The organism is Tritonibacter sp. SIMBA_163 (genome assembly GCF_046535935.1).
Lineage (GTDB): Bacteria > Pseudomonadota > Alphaproteobacteria > Rhodobacterales > Rhodobacteraceae > Epibacterium > Epibacterium scottomollicae.
On record NZ_JAWJBP010000011.1, the window covers coordinates 51,508 to 77,136 of the forward strand.

A 25,629-nucleotide genomic window follows, 5' to 3' on the forward strand; every position below is an offset into this window, starting at 1 on the left:
TTCTTCGCTCAGCCCCGCTGGGCAATCAGGGCGCGGAACTCCTCGAGGCGTGTTTCAAGCTCGGCGAAGCGGGTCTTCAGATCCTCGTCCGCCGTCTCACGTGCGTCCAGCGCGAGCACAAAGCTCGCTGTTTTCAACACGTCGCGCCAGCGGGGATTGTCAGGCAGGGTCTCGATCAGCAGATATTTGTCCAGTGTCCGCGTCTGCAGCGAGGTCTTGTCGAGGTTGACGCGCCAGATGCCACTGGTCTCGGCAAAGTCGATCTTGCCCTTGCCGGTTGCCGCACTCCAGATATCGAGCGAGTCCGACATCAACTCCACGATCATGTCCCGGTAGGTATCACCGGGTGCAGTGGCGGCATCCGCTTGGGTCTCATCGGAAATCAGGGAGGGCAGCGATGTGTCGACCACATCCCGCAGCGAATGCACGAATTGCGCGCGGGGACTGTCCGACTGGCTGAACAGGACGGCCCGCCCGCCACCGGCTTCGGGCAGCATCGCAAACAGGCTGATCTGATGGGGCTGTCCACGCAGGCTGAGTGTCATATGGATCGGCTCATCCTCCACCTCGGTCTGTTCCAGCGGCGCAAGGATCTCCGGTGGCAGAACCTCGTGCAGGCGGCTGCGGTTCACAGTCACGCGCCGGTCCAGAACCTGCTGTGCCGCCTCGTTGGCATAGGTCACAACGCCGCGCGCATTGATGCACATCAGCCCGTCCTCCAGCGTGTCGAGCAGCTGGGTCATACGGCGCTGGGACAGGCGCAGAGCGTCTTCGATCTGGATGCGGCGTTCGATCTCCTCTTTCAGTTCGCGGTTTTCCACGGCACGGCTGCGCGCGTGGCTGGCCTCCAATAAAGTCCGGATCCGGCTCAGCAGCTCGTCCTTGACGAAAGGCTTCACCACATAGTCGTTCGCCCCCGCCTCGAACCCGGCCAGCATGTCGCTGGTGCGCCCGCGTGCGGTCAGCAGGATGATCGGTAGCTCGTGCAGCCCATGCCGCCGCCGCAGGTTGCGTGCCACATCCAGGCCGCTCAGCCCTGCCATCATCACGTCCAGCACGATGAGGTCAGGACGGGATTGTGCAACGCTCCGCAGGGCATCCGACCCGTTGCTGGCCGTGGTGACGCGATAGCCCTGTGGGTGCAGGACGTTCTGCAAGACCTGCAAATTGATTGGTTCGTCATCCACAGCGAGGATCACCGGTGCGCCCTCATTCGTGACAGGGGCCGCTCTGTCTGGGTCGGAACTGAACTCCAGCGGCGGCGCAATCGCCGTTGGCGCCCAATCCTCGGACACCGAGGCAGCGGGTAGATCGGAAATCGGCAGTAATGCCCGAAACACCGCCCCTTCGCCCGGTGTGCTGGCCACTTCGATACTGCCGGACATCAGCGCCGCGAGGTGGCGGGCGATCGTCAGGCCCAGTCCGGTTCCGGTGGCCTGCCCGGACCCATCCGGCGTGAGCTGTTCGAGCGGGTGAAAGATCCGCTCCATACTGTCCGAGGCGATGCCGGGGCCGTGGTCGCGAATTGCAACGGCGAGCTGACCATCGTCGCGCGGTGTTGCAGTAATCTCGACAGTGCTGCCACCCCCATATTTCACGGCGTTGGACAACAGGTTGAAAAGGATCTGTTCAAATCGCACAGGGTCGGCGGTGACGGCGGGCAGATCTGAGGGCAGATCCAGATGAAACCTTGCAGGGTCTATCTGGAAGGTGGGTTGCAACAGATGCAGCACATTGCGCAGCGCGTGCGACACGTCCACCGGCTGCATATCGAGCCGCATACGACCCTCGCGGATGCGGTAGATGTCCAACAGATCGTCCACCAGTCGCGACAGCCTGCGCGCGCTGAAGGTGATCAGGCGCAGCTGACTTGCCTGCGCGGGCAGCATGTCGCCCATGGCCCCGCCTTCGAGCGTTTCCAGTATGCCGATGATGCCGTTCAGCGGTGTGCGCAGCTCATGCGAGGTATTGGCCAGAAACCGGTCCTTCATCCTGTCGGCCTCTTCCAGCTTGGCGTTCTTTTCGCCGATCTGACGCAGGTTCTCCTGCAATTCCGCGTTCTTGTCGCGGATCATGTCCAACTGATCGCGCAGGGCGCGGCGCATCTGGTTCACGGCACGGGAGAGGCGGGCGTATTCAACCGGGTGATCATATTCCGGCAGCGCTTCGTTCAGGCTGCCGGTGGCCACGGCGCTGGCAGCTTCGGACATGCGCCGCACGGGCCGGGTCAGGGCGTTGGAAAACAACAGCGACAATATCCCCAGCCCAGTAACGGCCACCGTCCCGATCAGCAGCAGTGCATTTCGCAGGCGGCTGCTGGTTTCAAACGCCGCATCCTTGTCCGCTTCGGCGATCAACGTCCAGGTCGGAAATGGCGCTTCCAGCACGCGCCAAGCCGACAGGGAGGGGGTTCCTGACAGGCCGGCGTCCAGCACCGTGACCCCATCGGCCCCCGTCATCGCCTCGGGCACCACGATCGGCGCGCCCGGCGCCGGGGTGCCGCTGGAGGCGATGACAGTTCCGCCGGTTGAGATGACTGTCAGCGCGGTTGTGCTCTTGGTCATCAGACTTTGCAGGCTGTTGGGCGGCATCCGCAGGATCATTGCCCCCTTATGGCGACCATGCAGGCGCACAGGGACGGCCAGATAGGCCGAAAGCTCACCGGTCATTCCGTCGCGCGCGTAATCCTGAAACACCGGGTCAAAACCGGCCTGGCCCACAGCGCGGCTGTAGGCTTGTCCCAGGCCTGCCATCTCCGGATCGAGGAGGCGTCCCAGATAACGGTCCTTCTCTACGGAATAGACCACCTGGCCATTGCGATCTGCGAGGTAGAGATTGTCGAATTCCGCTTCGTTCAGAAAATCCAGAAACCCTGCATGAAACCGGCGGTGCGTGTTGGAATATTCCAGCGCCTCGCGCAGCAACCGATCCTCGCTTCCGACGCCAGAGGGCGGCGGGGCAGGGCCATCAATTCCGAATATGTTGCGCAGTTGACGCCCGGCATCCTCCGGCGTGTCTGCAAGCTGTCGCAGCGCATGACTGAAACCATAGAACTCCCCCACCGAATAGCGCACGTTGGCGGACTGCGCGAGGTTCTCTGCCTGCCTGACCGCATATGTCATGTACTGCGTGATCTCGCTTGCCTTGGCGTCGCGTACAAAGGCCACCTTCTGAAACGTCTCGGTGGCGATCGTCTGGTTCACCAGGCGGTAGAACACCAGACCGCCAAGCGTCAGCGGCAGGACTGAAGCCAGCAGGAACGTCAACAACAGGCGGGCGCGGATTCCCTGAAGAGGCACGATGACTCCGGTTTTTCTGGTTTTGTCTGCGGGCGATCCTGCGATTTGCTTCTGCTCGAAGCAAGGGCACGGAGTGAGTGTGGCGCAGAGTGGCGCAGTTCTTCGTATCCCATAGCACATTGATAGACATGAACTATTTTAGATTGTGAAGAGACCGACCGCCCTCTTTTGACGAAATTTCCGATTTTTCGGGTACCATTGCGACTGCAGCGCGGACTTCATTGTGGGACGTCCCAAGCGCTCGGGAGGAGACTGGGCGCTTTGATGTGCTCCGGTCGCCAGAGGGCGGACGTTGACGGGATGACACGAGGCGGGGCAAACCCGCCACCACAGGGAGAAATTGATAATGAAATTTACAGCTACCGCCGGGCTTCTGGCCTCGGTTGCGCTTTGGACAACAGCCGTTCAGGCGGAAGAAACCGTCGTCAGTGCGCTGCCCGAACAGGTCACCGCCTGGGTGAAGAACTTCAACCCGTTCAACCAGACAACTGCCGCGCCATCCGTCATGCATTTCATGTACGAGCCGCTGATCATTTTCAACGCATTGGATGGCGGTAAGCCGATCTATCGTCTGGCGACCGCATTTGAGTATTCCGATGACCTTAGCACCATCACCGTGACCCTGCGCGATGGTGTGGAATGGTCCGATGGCGAGGCTTTCTCCGCAGATGATGTGGTCAACTCGTTTGAATTGGCGCTGAACAATGTTGCGCTCGATAGCGTGGGGATGTCGAACATGCTCTCCAGTGTGGAGAAAATCGACGACCAAACCGTGCAGTTCAACCTGTCCACCCCCTCCAGTCAGGCCATGTATCAGATCGTTCGCGTGCCGATCGTCCCCGAGCATATCTGGAGCGACATCGCGGATCCGGTGACCTTCACCAACCCCGATCCTGTCGGGTCCGGCCCACTGACTGAAATTCGCCGCTTTACGCCGCAGGAATATATCCAGTGCCGCAACGACAACTACTGGGATGCCGAGAGCCTCAAAGTCGACTGCATGCGGTTCCCGCAAATTGCCAACAACGATCAGGCGCTGGCCGCTGCGGCCAATGGCGAGCTGGACTGGATGGGGTCTTTCTTGCCGGATATCGAGAATACCTTTGTCGCCAAGGATCCGGAGCATCATAGATACTGGCTGCCCGGTGGCTCTCTGGTGGCCTTCTACATGAACTTCGAAGCCTCCGAGATCGGCGACAAGGCGGCGTTCAACAACGTCGATTTCCGCCGTGCCGTGTCGATGTCCTTTGATCGCGAGGCCATGGTGGAAATTGCGGGTTACGGCTACCCCACGATCAACCAATACCCGTCTGGTCTTGGCCGGGCCTTCCACTCCTGGAACAATCCCGAGGTCGAAGATAAATTCGGTGGCTTCACCCAATATGACGTTGAAGGCGCGCGCGCCCTTCTGGCTGAAGCGGGCTTTGAGGACATCGACGGCGATGGGTTCGTCGAAACCCCCGCGGGCGAGCAGATCGACATCGAGGTGATCGTGCCCAATGGCTGGACCGACTGGGTCAACAGCAGCCAGATCGCGGTCGAAGGTCTGAATGCGGCAGGGATCAAGGCAAATGTCTCGACACCCGAGTCTGCGATCTGGACCGAAAAGCTGATCAAGGGCGACTATGACATGGCGATCAATTCCGTCCGTGTCGGTGCGACGCCGTTCAACCAGTATCTCGACTCCCTGCACGAGATTAACCAGGCAAAATCACGCTTCGCGGCCTCGCGCTATTATAACGAGGAGCTGAGCGATTTGTTGGACGCGTTCACCCAGACCAGCGATACCGAAAAGCAGATGGCGATCATGGCGGACGTACAGAAGATCGTCGGTGAAGAGATGCCGCTGGCCTATGTCTTCAACAATCCGCGTTGGTATCAGTACAACACCAAGCGCTTTACCGGTTTCTTCAGTGCCGAAAACCCGGTGGCAAACCCGGTGGCCCACAAGACCAACCCGGCCCGACTGATGCACCTGCTGGCGCTGCGTCCGGTGGAATAATTCCTCCCCGAACTTGGGACCGCTCCCTGAGCGGGCGGTCCCCTTTTTCGCGCCGATCTCCCCCTTTCGACAGATGGTTTGACCTGATGCGTTTTCTTTTGAAGCGGCTCGGCTTTTATGCCGTTGCCTTTTTGGTGGCCGCGACCTTCAACTTCATGATCCCCCGGATGTTGCCCGGCAATCCGGCGGACATCATGCTGGCAAACTCCGGCGGTATGATTGCACCCGAAGCCCGTGAAGCGCTGATGGCCACCTTCGGCTTCATCGACGCGCCGCTTCACGAACAATACTTTTCTTATCTCGGGTCGATCTTCACCTGGGACTTTGGTCTGTCGATCAAGTTCTATCCGATGCCCGTCACCGACGTGCTGATGCAGGCGCTGCCCTGGACGCTGTTCCTGACCGGCGCGGCGCTGCTGATTTCCTTCTCCGTCGGGACCTTGCTGGGCATTCTGGCGGCTTGGCGGCGTGGGCAGCTTACGGATGCGATCGCCTCGCCCACGGCGCTGGCGCTGCAATCGGTGCCCTCGGTGGTGGTGGCGCTCTGTGGGCTTTACTTCCTGTCGGTCCGCAACCGCGTGTTTCCGACCTCCTATGCGTTTGACCCCAAACTGGACCCGGCCTTCAGCTGGGAGTTCTTCTCCTCCGTCGCCTATCATGGCTTCCTGCCGGTGGTGACGCTGAGCGTGGTGTTGGTCGGGGGCTACCTGATCACCATGCGCAACAACATGATCGGTCAGCTGGGCGAAGACTACCTCGCCATGGCCGAAGCAAAGGGGCTGAGCGACGCCCGCGTGCGCTATGCCTATGCGGCGCGCAACGCGCTGCTGCCCTCGGTCACTGCGCTGGCGCTGAGCTTTGGCGCGCTGTTCGGCGGCTCGCTGATCACAGAGGTGGTGTTCAACTACCCGGGCGTCGGCAACCTCCTGTACCTCGGCATCGTCGGGCGTGATTTCCCGCTGATCCAGGGCCAGCTCCTCATCATGACACTTGCCATGCTGCTCGCGAACCTCGCGGTGGACCTGGCCTATGTCTTCCTTGATCCCAGACTGAAGAGGGCCTGATGCAAGATCTCCTTCGTACCTTTCTGCGCAACCGCAAGGCGGCCATCGGTCTGACCATTGTGCTGGCTTATGTGCTGATCGCACTGGTTGCCCCGCTGATCGCGCCCTTTGATCCCATCGCCCGCGTCGGGCGGCCGCATCAGGCACCCTCGGCGGAGCATTGGTTGGGCACCACCCGCATGGGCCGCGATGTGTTCAGCCAGTTGATCTGGGGCACGCGCACCTCGCTCATGGTGGGGATTGTCGCGGGCCTGATCGTGACTGCCATCGGCACTTTCATCGGTATCACCGCCGCCTACTTCGGTGGTCTGGTGGATGACGTGCTGAACTTCTTCACCAATGTGGTGCTGGTGCTGCCGCAATTGCCACTTTTGCTGGTGCTTGCCGCCTTCCTCGGGCAGGTCGGGCCCTGGGCGATTGCACTCATCATCGGCCTCACCTCCTGGGCTTGGGGCGCACGGGTCACCCGCGCGCAGGCGATGTCGCTGAAGACCCGCGACTTCATCCAGGCCTCTGCAATGATCGGCGAGCCGACGTGGCGGATGATCCTGGTTGAGATGCTGCCAAACCTTCTGTCGATCATCGGCTTCAACTTCATCGGCTCTGTCATTTTCACCATCATCACCGAGGCGACGCTCGAATTCCTCGGCCTTGGCAGCCCCTTGGCGCTGTCCTGGGGCACCATGCTCTACAATGCGCAGACCGCTTCGGCGATCATGGTCGGCGCCTGGTGGGAGGTTCTGGCCCCCTGCGGTGCCATCGTGCTGATCGGCATCGGCCTGTCGCTAATGAACTTCGGCGTGGACGAGATCGCAAACCCGCGCATGCGTACCCTTGGCAACGTTGCCAAGGCGCTGCGGATCGAAAAGCGCCTGTTGCGCCAGCGGATGCAGGAGGCAAATCAATGAGCGATCTGTTAACAGTCGACGGGCTGCGTGTGGATTACCTGACCGCTGGTGAACCCTTTACCGCTGTGCGCGATATCTCCTTCGAGATCCGCCAGAACGAAATCCTGGGCCTTGCAGGTGAGTCCGGCTGCGGCAAAAGCACGGTGGCCTACGCGCTGATGCGCCTGCACAAGCCGCCCGCGCTGGTGCGCAAGGGGCATATCCGGTTCGAGGGGCGCGACGTGCTGTCCTTTACCGATACGCAGCTGCGGGCCTGGCGTTGGTCAGAAGTCTCGATGGTGTTTCAAAGCGCGATGAATTCCCTAAGCCCGGTGATGACGATCTTCCGTCAGTTCTATGACATGCTCAGGGCGCACGGGCCGATCACCAAGGCAGATGCGATGGATCGCACCGCTGAAATGCTGGAGATGGTCGGCATCCCCGCTGATCGCATGCATGCCCATCCGCATCAGCTCTCTGGCGGGATGCGGCAGCGGGTGGCCTTGGCGCTGGCGCTGACTTTGCAGCCCAAGCTGATCATCATGGACGAGCCGACAACGGCGCTCGACGTGGTGGTGCAGCGCGAAATCCTGCAGGAGGTACTGCGGCTCAAGGATAAACTCGGCTTTTCCGTCCTGTTCATCACCCACGACATCGCCCTGATGGCGCAGATCTCCAATCGGATCGGCATCATGCGCGCGGGTGAGATTGTGGAAATCGGAACCGCTGCGCAAATCGTCACGAACCCCAGTCATGACTATACCCGCAGCCTTTGGGACGCGATGCCGCTCCTCGCAAAGCGCCCGGAAGGAGTCGCCCATGCTGTCTGATACCCCAATCCTGAGCCTCGATGCGCTCAGCAAGACCTTCACCCTGCGCCCGGTCTTTGGTCGCGCAACCGAAGTAAAGGCGCTGCGCAATGTCTCGCTTGACCTGATGCCGGGTCGCGCACTGGCACTGGTGGGGGAAAGCGGATCGGGCAAGAGCACCGTGGGCCGGACGATCGTGGGCCACCATACACCGACCTCGGGCCGGATTCTGTTCGAGGGACAGGATATCGCGGAGCTGACCGCGCGCGCCGATCAGATGCGCTATCGTCAGGCAGTGCAGATGGTGTTTCAGGACCCGTTCTCGGCGCTTAACCCCGCGCATACCATTCGCCATCATCTGCTGCGCGCCCTGTCTTTGCATCAGCCCGAGGCCGATCCCGAAACCGCCCTGCGCATGATCCTCGAGGATGTGGAACTGGACCCGGTCTCGACGCCGTCGAAGTTCCCGCATGAGCTTTCGGGCGGGCAGCGCCAGCGGGTGAATTTCGCCCGCGCATTGGCGGTCAAGGCACGCCTGATCGTGGCGGATGAGCCGACCTCAATGCTCGATGTGTCGATCCGTAAGTCCATCCTTGGGCTGATGCAGCGGCTGAAGGATGATCGCGGGCTTTCGATCCTCTACATCACGCATGATATCGCCACGGCGGAGTATCTGGCCGAGGACACGGCGGTGATGTTTCGCGGTCAGGTGGTCGAGAAAGGTCCAACCGCGCAGGTCGTTGGTGCGCCCCAGCACGACTATACCAAGCTCCTGCGCGCGGCGGTTCCCGACCCGACACTGCGGCTCACGGGCAGTGATGCGGGATTTGCCTCCTTGGCACGGCGGGTGCGCGAAGAAAGCGCCCACCCGGTCCGTGCCTTGCGGGAAATCACTCCCGGCCACGTCATTGCAGAACACGCGGAGGTCGCTCATGCCTGATATGCTGGTGCCGCTTTATCGGTTGCCCCCTGTCCCAGGCCTGCCCGAAGGCATAGCAATTCGCCCCGCGCTTCCGTTTGAATCGCATATCCTGTTGGAGTTCGTGGCGCGTCACTTCAGCCCCAAATGGGTGGATGAATGCACGGTCGCATTGGCGGCGCGCCCCGCGCGGGTCTTGATCGCGACCGAAGGCAAACGCCTCTTGGGTTTTGCCTGCTATGACGTCACCTGCCGCGGTTTCTTTGGCCCCACCGGCGTTGACCCGGAGGCCCGTGGCAAGGGTCTTGGAAAGGCGCTCCTTCTGGCTGCACTGCACCGCCTTCGTGACGACGGATTTGCCTATGGCATCATCGGTCAGGCCGGGCCGGTCGAGTTTTATCAACAGGTCTGCGGCGCGGTGGCGATCCCGGCCTCTGATGAGGGCGTATTCGCGCGCGCCCTTGTCTGACATCCTCTGACACATACAACCAACAGGATCATCCCAAATGCATTTCCACCTCGACAGCCTGTGGCACGCCGAAGAGGGCGCGATGGAGTTCGCGCTGACCAATTGCGGCGACACTCCGGTCGCAAATCCGCGCCTTGTCTACGCCACCCTGACACGCTGCCTGCGTCCTTCGCGCTGTACCGGTGCGCGACTGATACGGCGGCAGGCGAATTTTCACGAATACGCCTCTGACGCGGGCTTTGTCCTGCAGCCGGGTGAAACATGGCGGTTCACCGAGTTCAACCTTACCCGCCCGGCGCTGCACGCCAATGAGGGACCGAAATCTGGCGGTGTCCTGCTGGAGGACGGAACCCTTGTCCCGGCTTTCGCGGGTGACTTGCAAGCGTCCGAGGCCGCTGGAGACGCAAATGAGTCGCAGAATGCGGCTCTAACTTGTGGAATTCTGCCTGAACCTCAACAGGTTTCCATCGCTGAGTGGTGCGCCAGGGCGCCCGTGCATCTGGTTCTTCAGTCCGATGATCTCGCAGTGATGCAGGCGGTGTCACAGGTGGCAGAGCTGACTCGGCGCCTGCATCCACTGGCCCCCGTACCGTTCGTGCTGATCGCCAAGGACGACGTCCCGAAGCTGATTGTTGAGGCGGATCAGACGCTGGGCGAGGACGCCTACCGGATCGCGTGGCAGGACGGTAAAACCACCCTGCATCATGGCGCAGGGCAGGGGCTGTTTTACGGCCTGATTACGCTGGCGCAGGTGCTGACCAATGCCCATGCGGAGCCTGCGCGTTATGGTGTTCCCCGCAGTGGTAAGATCGAGGATGCCCCCCGCCACGGCTGGCGCGGCGCGCATCTGGATGTCTCGCGCCAGTTCTACCCGCTCGATCAGGTGCTGCGCTATGTGGACATTCTGGCGTGGCACAAGATGAACCGCTTCCACTGGCATCTGACCGATGACGAAGGCTGGCGGCTGGAGATCAAGGCCTATCCGCCACTCACCGAGACCGCTGCGCATACCGGGATGGGCCTGCCGGTACTGCCGCAGCTTGGCCCCGACATGACCGGGCAGGGTGGGTACTACACACAGGACGAGGCGCGACAGGTGGTGAAACATGCCGCCCGCTTCGGCGTCGAGGTCATGCCGGAAATCGACGTGCCGGGGCACTGCGCCTGTGTGCTGGGGGCCTTGCCGGACCTCGTCGATCAAGAAGAACCCGAGAGCTACTGGTCGGTGCAGGGCTTTGGCAACAACGCGCTGAACCCGGCCATCGAGGGCTCTTATACCTTTGCCGAAACCGTGCTGGCTGAGGTCTGCGAAATCTTCCCGTTTGAGGTCGTGCATGTGGGCGGTGACGAGGTGGCTGAGGGCGCATGGATGCAATCGCCCAAGGCACAAGCTATGATGCGCGAAACCGGCCTGAAGGACACGCCGGAACTGCAGGCCTACTTCCTACGCCACATTCAGAACTTCCTGATCGGTCTTGGTCGCAAGCTTGGCGGGTGGGAAGAGGTCGCCCATGGCGGTGGTCTCGATCCAGAGCACAGTCTGCTGTTTGCCTGGACCACGATCGAGAAAACCGCTGAGCTGGCGAAAGACGGCTATGATGTGGTCAGCACGCCGGGACAGGCCTATTACTTGGATATGGCGCTTTCGGATGCATGGTATGCGCCGGGGGCCAGCTGGGCCGGGTTCACCCCGCTCGACAAGACCTACGCGTTTGAGGCCGACAATGGGGATGCGGCTCTAAATGGGCGTTTGAAGGGTGTTCAGGCTTGCGTCTGGAGCGAACACCTGACCACGATGGCACGCCGCAACCACATGATTTTCCCCCGTCTCAGCGCCATTGCCGAGGCCGGGTGGAGCGTAGCGGAAAACAAGGACTACGACCGGTTCACAGCGCTCGCGGGTCTGATGCCGCGCCTCTGAGCCACCAAACAGATCAGCGGCCTCGGGGACACTCCGGGGCCGCTTCTATCCCAGCCTTGGAAAGACCGAGGTGTTCTTGACCGTGCTGTAGACAAAGCTGGTGTCAATCGAGGCAATACCACCGATCGGGTGGATGCGGTTGCGGATGAAATCCTCGTAGGCGTCCAGATCTGCCACCACCACCCGCAGTTGGTAATCCGTGGCCCCTGTCAGGATGTGACACTCCAGAACCTCGTCGATCATATGGACGCGGCGCTCAAAATTCTTCACGTCCTCCTCATTGTGGCGCTCCAGCTTGACGCGCACAAACACCGTGATGGGCAGCCCATAGGCCCGCGCGTCCACATCGGCGCTATACCCCCGGATGACACCGGCGGCCTCAAGGTTCCTGACCCGGCGCAGGCAGGGCGAGGGCGAAAGGCTCACCGCCTCAGCAAGGTCCTGATTGGTCATCCGACCATTGGCTTGAAGCACGCGGATAATCTGGCGATCTTTTGAGTCCATTTTGCTGTCCATTGGCAGAATCTGCTAACATGATCGGTGATGTTGGTATCTTTTGCAATCTAACGCCTCACGCGGGGGCGCATCATGGCGGACAAATGAGGAAGGAGACCCCCACATGTCCGACACCAAAGGCTTTGCCACCCGCGCCATTCACCACGCGTATGACCCGATGCAAAACGAGGGCGCGCTGACGCCGCCGATGCACCTCACCTCGACCTTCGTGTTTGAAAACGCTGAAGCCGGGGGCGAGATGTTCGCGGGCGAACGTGAAGGGCATGTCTACAGCCGCATCTCAAACCCGACCTGCGCCCTGCTGGAACAGCGCATTGCAACGCTGGAAGGGGCAGAGGCCGGTCTGGCGCTGGCAAGTGGCATGGGAGCTGTGACGGCGATCCTCTGGACGCTCTTGAGCCCCGGTGACGAGGTCATCGTCGACAAGACGCTCTATGGCTGCACCTTTGCCTATATGCGCCATGGTCTGTCGAAATGGGGTGTCACCGTCACCCATGTGGACATGACCGACGCGGACGCCCTGCGCGCCGCCGTCAGCGACAAGACCCGCGTGGTCTATTTTGAGACGCCCGCCAACCCCAATATGCGGCTGGTGGACATCAAACAGGCTGCCGAGATTGCCCATAGCGTCGATGCGCAGGTGGTGGTCGACAATACCTATGCCACGCCCTATCTGACCCGTCCGATCGAGCTGGGCGCGGATCTGGTGCTGCATTCGGCGACCAAATACCTTGGCGGGCATGGCGATGTGGTTGCGGGTCTGGTCGCAGGCCGCGCCGAGCAGATCGCCGAAATCCGCCTGGTCGGCATGAAGGACATGACCGGCGCGGTGATGGCGCCGTTCAACGCGATGCTGGTCATGCGCGGCATGAAAACGCTGGCACTGCGGATGGACCGTCACTGTGCCTCTGCCCAAACTGTCGCAGAATGGCTGGAAGCGCAGCCAGGAGTGGCCAAGGTGCATTTCCCCGGCCTCAAGAGCTTTGAGCAGCACGCGATCGCTAAGGATCAGATGGCAAAACCGGGTGGCATGATCGCCTTTGAACTTGAGGGCGGCATGGAAGCGGGCATCAGCCTGATGAACCGGCTGGAGATGATCCAGCGCGCGGTGTCACTGGGCGATGCAGAGACGCTGATCCAGCACCCGGCCTCGATGACACACTCCACCTACACGCCCGAAGAACGCGCCGAGCATGGCATCAGCGACGGCTTGGTACGCTTGTCAGTGGGGCTGGAAGAGGTTGCGGATATCCTCGACGACCTTCATCAGGCGCTGTCGCCCGAGATGCGGCAAGCGGCAGAGTAAGGGGGCGAGATGTCCGACCAGATCCAACACCTGAAAACGGTGGAACAGCGGCTGTTGTGGCTGTCCCACTGGATGGTCCACAACGCCAATCATCTGCGGCCCAAGGAAGACGGCATCAAGATCGGCGGCCATCAGGCGTCCTCGGCGTCGATGGTGTCGATCATGACCGCGCTTTATTTCTCTGCACTCCGGCCCGAGGACCGGGTGGCGGTGAAACCGCATGCCTCGCCCATTTTCCACGCCATGCAGTATCTGATGGGCAATCAAACCCGCGAGAAGATGGAGAATTTCCGCGGCTTTGGCGGCGTGCAGAGCTACCCGAGCCGCACCAAGGACATTGACGATGTGGATTTCTCCACCGGCTCTGTGGGGCTTGGTGTGGGGATCACCGCGCTTGCGTCCATGGTGCAGGATTTCATCACTGCCAAGGACTGGGGGGCGGATGTGCCTCTGGGCCGCATGGTGGCTCTGGTGGGCGATGCCGAGCTGGACGAGGGCAACATCTACGAGGTGTTGCAGGAGGGTTGGAAGAACGACCTGCGCAACACCTGGTGGATCATCGATTACAACCGTCAGAGCCTTGATGGCATCGTGCGCGAAGGGCTGTTTGGCCGGGTCGAGAAGATCTTTGAGGCCTTCGGCTGGGATGTGGTGCGGGTCAAATATGGCGCCCTGCAACGGGCCGCCTTTGAGGAACCCGGCGGCGCGGCCCTGCGCGACTGGATCGACGCCTGCCCAAACGTGGAATATTCCGCGCTGACCTATATGGGCGGGGCCAATTGGCGCAAACGGCTGATGGAGGATCTGGGCGATCAGGGCGCGGTCTCGGCGCTGATCGACAAGCGCAGCGACGCGGAGCTGGCGGCGTTGATGGAGAACCTCGGTGGCAATTGCGTGGAGACCATGGCGGACACATTCGCCGCAATCGACCACGACCGCCCGACCTGTTTCCTTGCGTATACGATCAAGGGGTGGGGCACGCCGATTGCGGGCCACAAGGACAACCACGGCGGCCTGATGACGAAGGCGCAAATGGCAGAGTGGCAGACCCATATGGGCGTGGCCGAGGGGCAGGAGTGGGAGCCCATGGCAACCGTTTCAGATGCCGCGGGCTTTCAGGCCTACCTCGATCAGGTGCCGTTTTTTGCCAAGGGGGCGCGGCGCTACTCGGACGCGCGGCTTTCGGTGCCGGCGGTGGCGGTGGACAGCAGCCGCGAGATTTCAACGCAGATGGCCTTTGGCAAGATCCTCGACGATCTGGCGCGGGGCGACAGCGATCTGGCGGCGCGGATCATGACCACCTCGCCGGATGTGACCGGCACCACGGGGCTTGGGCCATGGGTCAATCGGCGCAAGCTCTTTGCGCGAGAGGCACAGAAGGATGCGTTTATCGAGCATCGCATTCCTTCGACCGCCAAGTGGAACTTTGACCCGCAAGGTCAGCATGTCGAACTTGGCATCGCCGAGATGAACCTGTTCCTGCTTCTGGGCGCGGCGGGCCTGTCGCATAGCCTCTGGGGCAAGCGGGTGATCCCGATCGGGACAGTCTATGATCCCTTCGTTCACCGGGGTTTGGACGCGCTGAACTACGCCTGCTATCAGGATGCGCGGTTCATGATCGTTGGCACGCCCTCGGGTGTGACGCTGGCGCCAGAAGGCGGCGCGCACCAATCTGTCGGCACGCCCCTTACGGGCATGGCGCAGGACGGGTTGGCGAGCTTTGAGCCCGCCTTTGCGGACGAACTTGCGGTGATCATGGAATGGGCCTTTGACTACATGCAGCGCGATGGCGACGGCGACCCGGACGAACGCACTTGGCTGCGGGATGAGACCGGCGGGTCGGTCTATCTGCGGCTGACCACCAAACCCCTGGAGCAGCCGGGGCAGCGCGTCGATGATGCTTTCCGCCAAGGGGCGATTGATGGGGCCTATTGGTTGCGCAAGCCGGGACCGAATTGCTCGGTGGTGATCGCCTATCAGGGCGCGGTCGCGGATGAGGCGATTGCGGCGGCCGGTCTGGTTGGTGAGCATCGCCGTGATGTTGCAGTGCTTGCGGTCACATCGGCGGATCGTCTTAACGCGGGCTGGACGGCGGCGCAGCGTGAACGGGCGCGCGGCAACTCAAAGGCCGTGTCGCATGTGGAGCATCTACTCGGGGACCTCCCGGGCCATTGCACGTTGATCACCGCGATTGATGGCCATCCCGCGACATTGTCGTGGCTGGGATCGGTTGCCGGGCACCGGGTGGTGTCGCATGGCGTCGAACACTTCGGCCAGACGGGTACCATCGGCGATCTTTACCGCCACTTTGGCCTCGACCGCCACAGTCTGGCGCGCTCGGTGGGTGAGCTGACGGTGGGCGCGCGCCGCATTCCCGGTGGTCAAGCGGGCTGAGGTGCGGCCTACTGCAAGACGGCGCTGCTCCATTCGCGCAGGAATGCGATTTTCTTGAACGCGTCCAGATAGACCAAAAGCCCAGGCCCCATGCGGATACGACGCAGGGCCTGGGTGTCGTCGCTCCAGGAGTCCGTTTCCAGGACTGAAAACGCACCGGGCGCCGCCTGCCATCCGCGTGAAATCAGGTGGTCAATCATCAGCCCCGCCAACTCGGGCGATTTGCTGTCGCGCGGAATGAAGGCTGTGCGCAAGGCGACGACGGTGTAGTCCTGCGGCAGCAGCACAATCACATCATCCGTGTTGCTCTTCTCGCGCGCATAGCTGCCCAAGACGTTGTAAACCATCGCCAATTCGCCCGAGGCGACATCGTCGATCATCTGGCTGGAGCAACAGTAGAGGCGTACGCCGACCGATCCCATCACCTCGCTCAGCCGCCAATAGGTTTCCGAGGTCCGCGCATCCTGCGTGGCATAGAGATAGCCAAGGCCAGAGGTGCGGATGTCATAGGTGCCGACCTTGTTTTGAAATCTCTCGGGATTGTCGCGGATCAACGCGATCAGGTCCTGACGGTTTTCAGGTAGTGGCAAACCAGCCAGTGCTTTGCGTGACAGCACCACCGCCGCAGGTTCCTGCGTGAAGGCAAAGAGGTGTTCGCGCCAGCGTGCCCACGCGGGCAACCGCTCCGTGGTCGGAGAGCTGTAGCGCTGCGCCTCGCCATCGTTCACCAACTTGGTCTGAAGGTCTGTGGCGATGGAGATCGCCAGATCCATGTCGACGCCTTCCTCGTCGAGCGCTTTCATCATCTCGCCGGAACTGGCCACGGTGTATTCAATCCGAACGTCGGGAAGGTCGTGCAGGAAGTCCCGCAGGGTCGGCTCAAAAAACTCGGCATCACCCGTAGAAATGACACGCAGAACGCGGCGGGCATCGGCAGGTCCGACACTAATGTGGTTCTCGACTTCAAATGCATGGGCCGGGGGCACGAGTGCGAGAAAGATCAGGCCAATGGAAAAGACAAGCTTGCGCATGCGCCACCTTTATCGCTGTGGTTGGTCAGGAAAAGGCGTCCGCCATGGGCGCGGGCGACCTCGTTTGCGATGGTCAGACCGAGACCCGATCCGACCACTGCGTCCGTATTGCCGCCGCGCACAAAGCGCCGCGTGAGGCGGCCCATGTCGGCCTTGGGAAAACCTGCGCCCTCGTCGCGGACCGTAATTTCGCCTTCGTCTGCTTTGAGACGCACAACAACATGCACGCAGCTGTCTGGCGGAGAGTATTTGATGGCGTTGTCGAGCAGGTTTAACAGGGCGCTCTGCATCAGGATGGGATCACCTTTCACCGTCATTGCGGTGTTCGGCACATGGATTTCCAGATCGATGTCGCGCAGTTCCGCCATCGGGCGCAGCCGGGACACGGCATCCTGCGCCAATCGGGTGAGTTCAATATCTTCAAGCTCCAGATGGTCAGATCGAAAGGACACCATGGCGTGATCCAGCAGCTGCCCGGCGGCGCGGCTGCTTTCGTCGATGGCGCGGATCATCTCGCGCACGGCCTGGCGATTCTCCGGCTTGTCGACGCGACGCAGGGTGATTTCGGCCTGAGTGCGCACGGTGGTCAGGGGCGTGCGTACCCGATGCGCCGCTTCTGCAATCAGATCTTCAGAGCGCGAAAGCGATGTTTTGAGACGGCTCATGAAGCCATTGAGCGCGCCTACGAGGGATTCCATTTCCGCCGGAACCGGCGCTGAGACGGGCCGCAGGTCGGAAAGCCCCCTTCGCGAAACAGAGCCTGCCAGCTGGCGCAGAGGTTGGATCGCGGATTGTGCTGCAAGAATGCCAAATACCGCTGCAATCACAAAAAAACCGATACCAAACCCGGCCACAGTCTGTGAAATCCCGGCCAGTTGCTGACGCAACCCGTAGCGTGTTTGCGCGACCGTCACTTCTACAAAATCTGGCGTGCCGCTGACCGACAGGCGCCGGGTGGCGGTGGCCATGCGGATTTCCTCGCCATCATAGCGCGCGGTCTGGAACCGCGGCGCGATACCGCTGCTTGCAACGGGCTTGGGTAGGTCAGGATAGCCGGTGAGGAAAGCGCCATTACGGGTGATGGCATAAAATACGCGATCTTCGCTGATATTGCCGAGCATCGAGAAGGCGAAATAGGGAATGTCCACGGTCAGATCGCCATTTCGCACCGATGCAGAATCAAGAATGGCCGTCATCGAGGCGGAGAGGATCTCGTCCTGACTTTGCCCGGCGAGGTCGCGGGCGTAGTTCTGCACGACCAGAAACATCAGGCTCGCCAGCAGCGCCGCGCCGGTCAGCAACTGGATAATCAGGCGTCGTCGAATGGAGCCGCGCAGCAGGATTCGCGTGTTCATGATGTGCTCAACCGATAGCCGAGCCCCCGCACGGTGACGATCTGCGTCTGTGCGCCCTCAAGGTGTTTGCGCAGTCGCCCGACGTAGACTTCAATTGCGTTTTCAGAAGCGTCTACATCGTAGGAAAACAGCCGATCCACCAGTTTTGACTTCGAAAAGACCTGATCCGGTGCACCGATGAAGATCTCGAATAGGCGCAACTCCCGATTGCGAAGTCGGATTTTTTGACCATCAACGGTCAGCGTGCAGGCCAGCGGATCAAAAACCACATCTCCAAAACTCTGAATGTTGCTTGCCCCGCCGCTGCGTCGCCGGAGAACGGCCCGACAGCGGGCCTCCAACTCGGAAAAATCGAAGGGTTTGACGATATAGTCATCGGCACCCAGGTCCAGAACGCTGACCCGGTCAGAGACCTCCGAGCGTGCCGTCAGAACGATCACCGGCGTGTCGCGCTGGGCGGCGCGGTGAGATTGCAGGAATTGTCGCCCATCCCCATCGGGCAGCATGATGTCGAGAAGAATCAAGTCGTACTCGGTTGTTGCGATGAAATCATCGGCCGTACCAAGGTCCGCTGCCCGATCCACAACATGACCGTCAAGCGTCAGTCGATCCAGCACCGCGTTTGCAAGCTGATCGTTATCTTCAACGAGTAAGTACCGCATGGGGGTGAAACATCTGCTCCGTGTCAGGTTTGTGTCAGCTTGGGCCGGGATACCATTCTTCATGAGCGCGCTATTGCGTGTTTGTCAAATGGGAGGAACATTATGACATCTTTTGCGCTGGGCCGTCGCGCCCTGATGGCTGCTGCTGCGGCAGCCCTGACATTCGGGACACCGGCGAGTGCCGAGCAAGTTCTCGACAAAGTCCATTTCCTGATCCCCGGCGGTGCCGGTGGCGGTTGGGATGGCACCGCGCGCGGCACTGGTGAGGCCCTGACCAAAGGCGGCCTTGTTGGCACCGCATCCTATGAAAACATGTCTGGCGGCGGCGGCGGTAAGGCGATCGGCTATATGATCGAGAACGCCGAGAGCCTGGATGACACGCTGATGGTGAATTCCACACCCATCGTGATCCGCTCGCTGACGGGTGTGTTCCCGCACAACTTCCGTGATCTGACCCTGGTTGCCGGCACGATCGGGGACTATGCGGCTATGGTTGTGGCCAAGGACAGCCCGATCAACAATATGGAAGAGTTCCTTGAAGCCTACCGCGAAGATCCGCGCGGCACGGCTGTGGGTGGTGGCTCCGTTCCAGGCGGCATGGACCACCTGGTAGCGGCCATGGTGATGCAATCGGCGGGCGAAGATCCGACTGCGCTGAAATACATCCCCTATGACGCGGGCGGAAAGGCAATGGCTGCGCTGCTGTCTGGCGAGATCAAGGCGCTGTCCACTGGTTTCTCCGAAGCCATCGCTTTGGCCGACGCGGGCGAAGTCAAAATCCTCGGTGTGACCGCAGACGAACGCGTGCCCGCCTATGACACGGCGCCGACCATGAGCGAGCAAGGCCTCGACACCACCTTTGTGAACTGGCGCGGCTTCTTCGGCGCACCGGGTCTGTCAGAGGATAAAGTGGCCGCCTATCAGGACGCGCTGGCCAAGATGTATGACACCGATGCGTGGGAAGATGTTCGCGCTCGAAATGGCTGGGTCAACATCCACAATTCCGGTGATGACTTCCGCAGCTTCCTTGAAGGTCAGGAAAAGACCATCGGCGACCTGATGAAGCAGCTGGGCTTCCTCTAAGCGCGCGACACACACGATCCGGTTCGGCACCACAGTCAGGTGCCGGACCCTTTCCCATACCCCCCCACTCAACACAGGAGGAGATCATGGCGCTCGACCGTTGGATCGCGTTGATCATTCTCGGCATCGCCCTGGCCTATGGCTATGCGGCTTTTTTCACCATGGATCAGCTTTTGCCGCCGTTTATGCAGCGAAACCCGATCTGGCCGAGCACATTCCCGAAGGTTCTGGCAGTTCTGTCGATCCTGACGTCTCTGGTTATCCTCTTGGGGCTTGAAAAACCCAGTAGCGAGGCGAAAACACCCGACATCGATTATCGGCGCCTCGGGGATTACAATATCGGCCAGGCTGCATTGCTGCTGGGGTTGATGGTGGCCTATGCGCTGCTGCTGCGTCCGGCGGGGTTCCTGCTGTCCACTGCAGGGTTCTTGACCGTCGGTGCGATGATCCTCGGCGAGCGCAAGCTGTGGATCCTGATCCCCGTCGCCGCCCTCGCTACTGGCATTGTCTGGTATCTTGTTGAGGGCGTGCTCGGCATCTTCTTGCGGCCCTTGCCGTTCTTTCTCGGATAATCGGAGGCTCAGATGCTCGAAGGTTTGATGATCGGCCTCTCTACGGCCTTTTCAGTTACAAATATCCTGATGGTGATCGGCGGTTGTCTGATCGGGACGTTCATCGGGATGCTGCCGGGGCTTGGCCCTATGTCCATCATCGCGATCATGATCCCGGTCGCGATTACGCTGGGTGACCCCTCTGCCGCGCTGATCCTGTTGGCTGGGGTGTACTACGGTGCGATCTTCGGGGGATCGACCTCATCGATCCTGCTCAACGCGCCGGGGGTCGCGGGCACCGTGGCCTCCAGTTTCGACGGCTACCCAATGGCGCGCGCCGGCATGGCCGGCAAGGCGCTGACCATTGCGGCGATCTCGTCCTTCATGGGGGGCACTGTCGGTGCGATCCTCTTGATGGTCTTTGCGCCGATGTTGTCGACGGTGGCGTTGCTGTTCCACTCGGCCGAGTATTTCGCGCTGATGGTCGTGGGGCTGTCGGCGATCGCGGCCTTTGCCGGCACCGGCAATGTGGCCAAGGCGTTGATGATGACGCTTCTGGGCCTGATGATGGCCACGGTGGGTGAGGGCGCGCTATTCAACATGCCGCGTTTCACGATGGGTCTGATGGATCTGCAATCCGGCCTCAGCTTCATTACGCTCGCGATGGCGATGTTTGCCCTGCCCGAAGCAATCTTTCTGGTGATGAACCCGGGCCGTTCGGCTCAGGGTGGTGAGAACGGTGGCAAGATCACCGGCCTGCGCATCACCGGACAAGAGGCGCGCAAGATTGCGCCGGTGATCGGACGTCAGTCCATTCAGGGGTTCTTTATCGGTGTTCTACCGGGAGCGGGCGCAACCATTGCATCGTTCCTTGGTTATGCGGTGGAGCGCAACATCGCCACGGAAGAAGAGCAAAAAGAGTTCGGCAAAGGCTCTATCAAGGGACTTGCCGCACCCGAGACCGCCAATAACGCCGCCTGTACCGGCTCGTTTGTGCCACTCTTGACGCTGGGTATTCCGGGGTCCGGCACCACGGCGATCTTGCTGGGCGCATTGATCGCGCTCAACGTCACACCGGGTCCGCGCCTGATGATCGACAGCCCGCATATCTTCTGGGCGGTTATCATCTCTATGTATATCGGCAACCTTGTGCTGCTGGTGCTGAACCTGCCGCTTATTCCCTATATCGCCAAGGTTCTGTCGATCCCGCGCAACTATTTGATCCCGTTCATTTTGTTTTTCACCCTGATGGGGTCCTATATCGGACAGAACAACGCGACAGAGCTGTTGATCCTTGTCGGCTTTGGCATCTGTGCGACGGTGCTGCGCTTTGCGGACTATCCGCTGGCACCGCTGCTCATCGGCTTCATCCTTGGCCGGATGCTGGAAGATAACTTCGCCCGTTCGATGCAACTGTATGACGGGATTTCCTTCATCCTTGACCGTCCGATGACGCTGGGCCTGCTGGTACTGGCTGCACTGTTGGTGATCGTGCCAAGCTACCGTGCCCGCCGCGCCCGTGCCCGTGCTGCCGGGGTGGCCGATGGGGATTAAGCCGCTCTCCGGGGTCCGGGTCCTCGACCTGACCAATGTGCTCGCGGGGCCGTATTGCTGTTATCAGCTGGCCCTGCTGGGGGCGGAGGTCATCAAGGTTGAGCGCCCGGGAACCGGGGATTTGGCCCGACAACTCGGGGCGGATCCGGAGCGGAATAAGTCCCTGATGGGGGTGAGCTTTCTGGCGCAGAACGCGCAGAAGAAATCTGTCACCCTCGACATGAAACACGAACAGGGCAAGGCGCTGCTAAAGCGCCTTGTTCGCACATCTGATGTTTTGGTTGAGAACTTCCGCCCCGGCGTGATGGACCGCCTTGGCCTCGGGTATGAGGTGCTGAGGGCGGAAAACCCCAGCCTCATCTACTGCGCCATCAGCGGCTTTGGACAGGACGGCCCGTGGAAGGACAACCCCGCCTATGACCAGATCGTGCAGGGTATCAGCGGCGTGATGTCGATCACCGGCGATGGCGATAGCGCGCCGTTGCGTGTGGGCTACCCGCTGGCAGATACCGTGGGCGGCATGACCGCAGCCTTTGCAATCTCGGCGGCACTGAATGATCCGGAGCGCGGCGCGTTTCTGGATATTTCCATGACCGAGGCGGTGATCTCCACCATGGGATGGGTGGTGTCCAACCACCTGATCGCGGGTCAAACCCCCGGTGCGTATGGCAATGAGAACACCACATCCGCGCCCTCGGGCACCTTTGCCTGCGCGGATGGGCCGATCAATGTGGCCGCAAACCGGGATGAGCAGTGGCACTCCATGGCGCAGCATCTTGGGCGCGACGATCTGCTGGCGCATGCGGACTATGCCACCCGAGAGGATCGCAAACGCAACCGTCACATGCTGCGGGCAGAGCTGGAAAGCGTCCTTCGGACCCGGCCCGCTGCGGAGTGGGTGGCGGAACTGAATGCGCTTGGCGTGCCATCGGGGCCGGTGCTGACGGTGCCGCAGATACTGGAGGAGCCGCAGATCAAAGATCGCGGTCTCATCGCGGAGGTCGAGACCGCAGGCGCGCCGCTGACGCTGGCAGGCGCGCCGGTGCGGTTTGGCACCCATCGACCCGTTCCGGATCAAGCGCCGCCTGCCTTGGGCGCAGATAATGACAGCATCTGGCAGGACATCGGCCTGAGCGCGGATGAGATCGAAACCCTGAGACGGGAGCGCGTGATATGAGCGATGTGAGTGACTGGTGGCGCACGTCCATCATCGACATGGAGCCGGGCCGTATAGACCTGCGCGGAACTCCCGTGCAGGATCTGATCGGCAACGTCAGCTTTGCCGAGATGATCTGGCTGATGGTGCGGGGTGACCGGCCGACACCCGCGCAGGCGCATCTGTTCGAGGCAGCATTGGTTTCGGCTGTGGATCATGGCCCACAGGCCCCGTCGATCGCGGCGGCGCGCATGGCGGTGACATGCGGCTTGCCCTTGAACAATGCGATGGCCACGGCGATCAATATGCTGGGCGATGTGCATGGCGGGGCGGGAGAGCAGGCGGTGGAGTTGTATCACCACGTCGACGCCCACGCGGGGGATCTGGCCACGGCGCTGGACGATTGGCGTGCGGAACATGGCAAGATCATCCCCGGTTTTGGTCACCGGTTCCACAAACCCACCGATCCGCGTGCGCCGCGCCTGATGGCATTGGTTGCCGAGGCGGCGGAGAAAGGCGCCGTTTCGGGCCGTTTTCAGCACATCGGACAAGCGATCGAGGCGCAGATATCGGCTGAAAAAGGCGTTGCTCTGCCGATGAATATCGACGGCGCCACCGCCGTGATCTATGCAGAACTGGGCTTTGCTCCGCCCTTGGCGCGCGGGCTGTTCTGCCTGTCCCGGTCGGTGGGCATTCTCTCCCATGCCTGGGAGCAACAACAACAAGGCGGGCGGAACAAGGGACCAACGCCACCGAAATACAGATGGACATATGACGGCTCGTGACGCATTTGGCCTGGCCGCCGCGCTTGTTGTGGCGATGCTGGGCACCCTGATATTTGAAATCATCGGCTTCCCATCCGCCCCATTGACCGGATCAGCGGCCGCTGTCTCCGTAGCGGCACTCTTTGGGTTGCCGGTTTTTATGCCGGTCTGGCTGCGGACCACCGCCTTTGTGCTGCTGGGCATAAACATCGGCAGCAGCGTGACCCGTGAAATGCTGGCCACCGCGCTGGCCTGGCCGGTGACCATCGCCATCCTCGCTGTGAGCCTGTTTGTCTCTATGCAAATCTGCCGGTTCGGATTGCGGCGTTGGATGGGGTTCAGCCCGCGGGATGCGATATTGGCTGCGGCGCCGGGACATCTGAGCTATGTGCTGGCGTTGTCGCTGAGCGATAATGGGCAGACCTCGCGTATCGCCATCGTTCAAAGCATCCGGGTGCTGTTCCTGACGCTCTGTGTTCCGGTGCTCGTCGCGTCTGTCTTTGGCGCGACCGGGGTGGAGTTGATGCCGGATCACGTGCTGAGCCTGTGGCAACTGGCGCTTTTGGTAGGGGTGACCCTGGGGGTCGGGGTCCTGTTCAGCTGGCTGAAAGTGCCAGCGGCTTATCTCCTCGCCGGGATCCTGTGCAGCGCTTTGGGTCACATCTTTGCAGTGACGCCGGGCCGTCCTCCGGAGGAAGCGACCTTTGTCGCATTTCTGGTCATGGGGACGCTGATCGGGTCGCGTTTCGTCGGGCAGAAGATGTCGCAATTGCGGCTGGATCTGCTGGCCGGGCTCTGGGTGACGGGCACCAATGTGCTGATCACGCTGGTGGCGATCGCGGTCAGCATGCAGATCATGGGCATGTCACCGGCTCTGCTTATCGTGGCATTTGCACCCGGTGGGGTGGAGGCAATGGCGGCGATCGCTGTGACGCTTGGCCTCGACCCGGCCTTTGTCGCAGCCCATCACGTCATGCGCCTGATGATCCTGACGATATTGATGCCATTGATGCTGAGCAGCGTGAAACGCCCCTAGGCGCAAAAACACCCCGGTGCGAAATGGCACCGGGGTGTTCGGGACGAGACTTCAAGGGTTATTGCGCCTCTTGCGCTTCCGTCTCAATCTCATTGCCGAGGTTGGAGACGTCGCGCCCCAGACCTTCGGTGGTTTCACAGGCTGCCAAGCCGATCACGGCAACCATGGAAAGATAGATCATTCGCATCGTATTTCTCCGTTATTTCAGTTTTTCGGCCACATGAGTCGCGAAGGCGTCAACCATCGCGGTATAAAACACGTCGCTGCCCACATTCAGCGTCGTCACATCAGTGCCCTCGGGATAGTAGATGTTGGCCTGCTCAGCAGTCACGGTCAGGGTGTAGCGCTGGTCATACTGGCTGCCGGGCAGGTCGACGGAGACGTCGCCCTCCAGCACCGAGTTTGCGATCCCCATCTCGGTTTCAAAGCTGGAGGCCAGAGCGACGGTATCAACGTCGATGTCGATTTCAGCAGCATCTTCCATTTCTTTTTCGGCGATCTGATTCACCAGTTTTGCGGCCAGCGCCGTTTCGAGATCGGCTTCCAGATCGGTCCAGACGGCCACTGCCTCGGAGTTGTCCAATGCGCTGACGTCTGCGTTTACGTCGATTTCCTGAACCATCGTCGCTGCGCCCGCGGCGGTGGCCATGGCCGTTACGAGGGCGGTGGTGCGGATCAGATGTGTCATCTTCTAGCTCCTTGAAATCACTTATCTCTGTCCCGGTGGGATCTGACAGGACAACGAGCTGTCGCGCAGAATGTTCCTGATTTTTTTCTGCGAAGGGGGCGCTGAAAGTGTTTCGGTGGCTTCTCGCCCAATGGATGGAACGAATATGTTGCGCGGGAACATA

22 protein-coding genes are annotated in these 25,629 nt (G+C 61.1%); 15 read left to right on the forward strand and 7 right to left on the reverse strand.

Going from position 1 to position 25,629, the window contains the following annotated elements:
• Nucleotides 1-8 precede the first annotated feature (8 nt).
• The gene (locus R0J92_RS15305; RefSeq protein ID WP_411052275.1) at nucleotides 9-3,299 is read right to left on the reverse strand and encodes a response regulator; all 3,291 of its coding nucleotides are present in this window, start codon (nucleotides 3,297-3,299) and stop codon (nucleotides 9-11) included.
• A gap of 346 nt (nucleotides 3,300-3,645) precedes the next feature.
• On the opposite strand from R0J92_RS15305, the gene R0J92_RS15310 reads away from it, so the two are divergent.
• The 7 genes from R0J92_RS15310 to R0J92_RS15340 all read left to right on the forward strand — a co-directional run bounded on the left by R0J92_RS15310 (nucleotide 3,646) and on the right by R0J92_RS15340 (nucleotide 11,370).
• The gene (locus R0J92_RS15310; RefSeq protein ID WP_411052276.1) at nucleotides 3,646-5,301 is read left to right on the forward strand and encodes an ABC transporter substrate-binding protein; all 1,656 of its coding nucleotides are present in this window, start codon (nucleotides 3,646-3,648) and stop codon (nucleotides 5,299-5,301) included.
• Between the two features lie 86 nt (nucleotides 5,302-5,387).
• Nucleotides 5,388-6,365, forward strand: coding sequence for an ABC transporter permease (locus R0J92_RS15315; protein ID WP_411052277.1), 978 nt, complete (start codon nucleotides 5,388-5,390; stop codon nucleotides 6,363-6,365).
• The gene (locus R0J92_RS15320; RefSeq protein WP_411052278.1) at nucleotides 6,365-7,273 is read left to right on the forward strand and encodes an ABC transporter permease; all 909 of its coding nucleotides are present in this window, start codon (nucleotides 6,365-6,367) and stop codon (nucleotides 7,271-7,273) included. Before R0J92_RS15315 ends, R0J92_RS15320 begins: the two co-directional genes overlap by 1 nt.
• Nucleotides 7,270-8,082 (forward strand): ABC transporter ATP-binding protein, encoded by an 813-nt coding sequence (locus R0J92_RS15325; protein WP_411052279.1) that lies wholly within the window; start codon nucleotides 7,270-7,272, stop codon nucleotides 8,080-8,082. The genes R0J92_RS15320 and R0J92_RS15325 overlap by 4 nt, the downstream gene beginning before the upstream one ends.
• On the forward strand, nucleotides 8,072-9,001 hold the full coding sequence (locus R0J92_RS15330) for an ABC transporter ATP-binding protein (protein ID WP_317384633.1): 930 nt from the start codon (nucleotides 8,072-8,074) through the stop codon (nucleotides 8,999-9,001). The genes R0J92_RS15325 and R0J92_RS15330 overlap by 11 nt, the downstream gene beginning before the upstream one ends.
• Entirely contained in the window at nucleotides 8,994-9,449 is a 456-nt protein-coding gene (locus R0J92_RS15335) for a GNAT family N-acetyltransferase (protein ID WP_317384632.1), read from the forward strand. The genes R0J92_RS15330 and R0J92_RS15335 overlap by 8 nt, the downstream gene beginning before the upstream one ends.
• 37 nt (nucleotides 9,450-9,486) lie before the next feature.
• Nucleotides 9,487-11,370 (forward strand): beta-N-acetylhexosaminidase, encoded by a 1,884-nt coding sequence (locus tag R0J92_RS15340; protein ID WP_411052280.1) that lies wholly within the window; start codon nucleotides 9,487-9,489, stop codon nucleotides 11,368-11,370.
• A gap of 45 nt (nucleotides 11,371-11,415) precedes the next feature.
• On the opposite strand, the gene R0J92_RS15345 is transcribed toward R0J92_RS15340, so the two are convergent.
• Nucleotides 11,416-11,874, reverse strand: a complete 459-nt coding sequence (locus tag R0J92_RS15345; RefSeq protein WP_106164974.1) for an Lrp/AsnC family transcriptional regulator — start codon at nucleotides 11,872-11,874, stop codon at nucleotides 11,416-11,418.
• A 115-nt stretch (nucleotides 11,875-11,989) separates the two neighbouring features.
• Between R0J92_RS15345 and R0J92_RS15350 the strand changes: the two genes are divergently transcribed.
• On the forward strand, nucleotides 11,990-13,192 hold the full coding sequence (locus tag R0J92_RS15350) for a methionine gamma-lyase (RefSeq protein WP_411052281.1): 1,203 nt from the start codon (nucleotides 11,990-11,992) through the stop codon (nucleotides 13,190-13,192).
• A gap of 9 nt (nucleotides 13,193-13,201) precedes the next feature.
• The gene (locus R0J92_RS15355) at nucleotides 13,202-15,586 is read left to right on the forward strand and encodes a transketolase (RefSeq protein WP_411052282.1); all 2,385 of its coding nucleotides are present in this window, start codon (nucleotides 13,202-13,204) and stop codon (nucleotides 15,584-15,586) included.
• An 8-nt stretch (nucleotides 15,587-15,594) separates the two neighbouring features.
• Here R0J92_RS15355 and R0J92_RS15360 read toward each other — a convergent pair whose 3' ends face one another.
• Genes R0J92_RS15360 through R0J92_RS15370 form a run of 3 tightly spaced genes read right to left on the reverse strand, consistent with a single transcriptional unit; the run spans nucleotide 15,595 to nucleotide 18,634 of the window.
• Nucleotides 15,595-16,617 carry an ABC transporter substrate-binding protein gene (locus tag R0J92_RS15360; protein WP_317384628.1) on the reverse strand — a complete coding sequence of 341 codons (1,023 nt, stop codon included), beginning with the start codon at nucleotides 16,615-16,617 and terminating at the stop codon, nucleotides 15,595-15,597.
• Nucleotides 16,587-17,972, reverse strand: coding sequence for a sensor histidine kinase (locus tag R0J92_RS15365; RefSeq protein WP_317384627.1), 1,386 nt, complete (start codon nucleotides 17,970-17,972; stop codon nucleotides 16,587-16,589). Before R0J92_RS15365 ends, R0J92_RS15360 begins: the two co-directional genes overlap by 31 nt.
• Nucleotides 17,969-18,634, reverse strand: coding sequence for a response regulator transcription factor (locus R0J92_RS15370; protein WP_106164922.1), 666 nt, complete (start codon nucleotides 18,632-18,634; stop codon nucleotides 17,969-17,971). The genes R0J92_RS15365 and R0J92_RS15370 overlap by 4 nt, the downstream gene beginning before the upstream one ends.
• 102 nt (nucleotides 18,635-18,736) lie before the next feature.
• Here R0J92_RS15370 and R0J92_RS15375 point away from each other — a divergent pair, with 102 nt between their 5' ends.
• From R0J92_RS15375 to R0J92_RS15400, 6 genes are all read left to right on the forward strand, one after another.
• Nucleotides 18,737-19,717, forward strand: coding sequence for a tripartite tricarboxylate transporter substrate binding protein (locus tag R0J92_RS15375; protein ID WP_106164923.1), 981 nt, complete (start codon nucleotides 18,737-18,739; stop codon nucleotides 19,715-19,717).
• Between the two features lie 86 nt (nucleotides 19,718-19,803).
• Nucleotides 19,804-20,289, forward strand: coding sequence for a tripartite tricarboxylate transporter TctB family protein (locus R0J92_RS15380; protein ID WP_106164924.1), 486 nt, complete (start codon nucleotides 19,804-19,806; stop codon nucleotides 20,287-20,289).
• Between the two features lie 12 nt (nucleotides 20,290-20,301).
• A complete protein-coding gene (locus R0J92_RS15385; protein ID WP_106164925.1) occupies nucleotides 20,302-21,822 on the forward strand; it encodes a tripartite tricarboxylate transporter permease in 1,521 nt (506 codons plus the stop codon).
• Nucleotides 21,812-22,999 (forward strand): CaiB/BaiF CoA transferase family protein, encoded by a 1,188-nt coding sequence (locus tag R0J92_RS15390; protein ID WP_411052283.1) that lies wholly within the window; start codon nucleotides 21,812-21,814, stop codon nucleotides 22,997-22,999. Before R0J92_RS15385 ends, R0J92_RS15390 begins: the two co-directional genes overlap by 11 nt.
• Nucleotides 22,996-23,763 carry a citryl-CoA lyase gene (locus R0J92_RS15395; protein ID WP_411052284.1) on the forward strand — a complete coding sequence of 256 codons (768 nt, stop codon included), beginning with the start codon at nucleotides 22,996-22,998 and terminating at the stop codon, nucleotides 23,761-23,763. Before R0J92_RS15390 ends, R0J92_RS15395 begins: the two co-directional genes overlap by 4 nt.
• Nucleotides 23,750-24,778, forward strand: a complete 1,029-nt coding sequence (locus tag R0J92_RS15400; protein WP_411052285.1) for an AbrB family transcriptional regulator — start codon at nucleotides 23,750-23,752, stop codon at nucleotides 24,776-24,778. Before R0J92_RS15395 ends, R0J92_RS15400 begins: the two co-directional genes overlap by 14 nt.
• Before the next feature lie 58 nt (nucleotides 24,779-24,836).
• On the opposite strand, the gene R0J92_RS15405 is transcribed toward R0J92_RS15400, so the two are convergent.
• Both R0J92_RS15405 and R0J92_RS15410 read right to left on the reverse strand, forming a co-directional pair.
• Nucleotides 24,837-24,959 carry an entericidin gene (locus tag R0J92_RS15405; protein WP_411052286.1) on the reverse strand — a complete coding sequence of 41 codons (123 nt, stop codon included), beginning with the start codon at nucleotides 24,957-24,959 and terminating at the stop codon, nucleotides 24,837-24,839.
• A gap of 18 nt (nucleotides 24,960-24,977) precedes the next feature.
• Complete coding sequence (locus R0J92_RS15410) at nucleotides 24,978-25,466, reverse strand: hypothetical protein (protein WP_411052287.1); 489 nt, start codon at nucleotides 25,464-25,466, stop codon at nucleotides 24,978-24,980.
• Nucleotides 25,467-25,629: the final 163 nt, after the last annotated feature.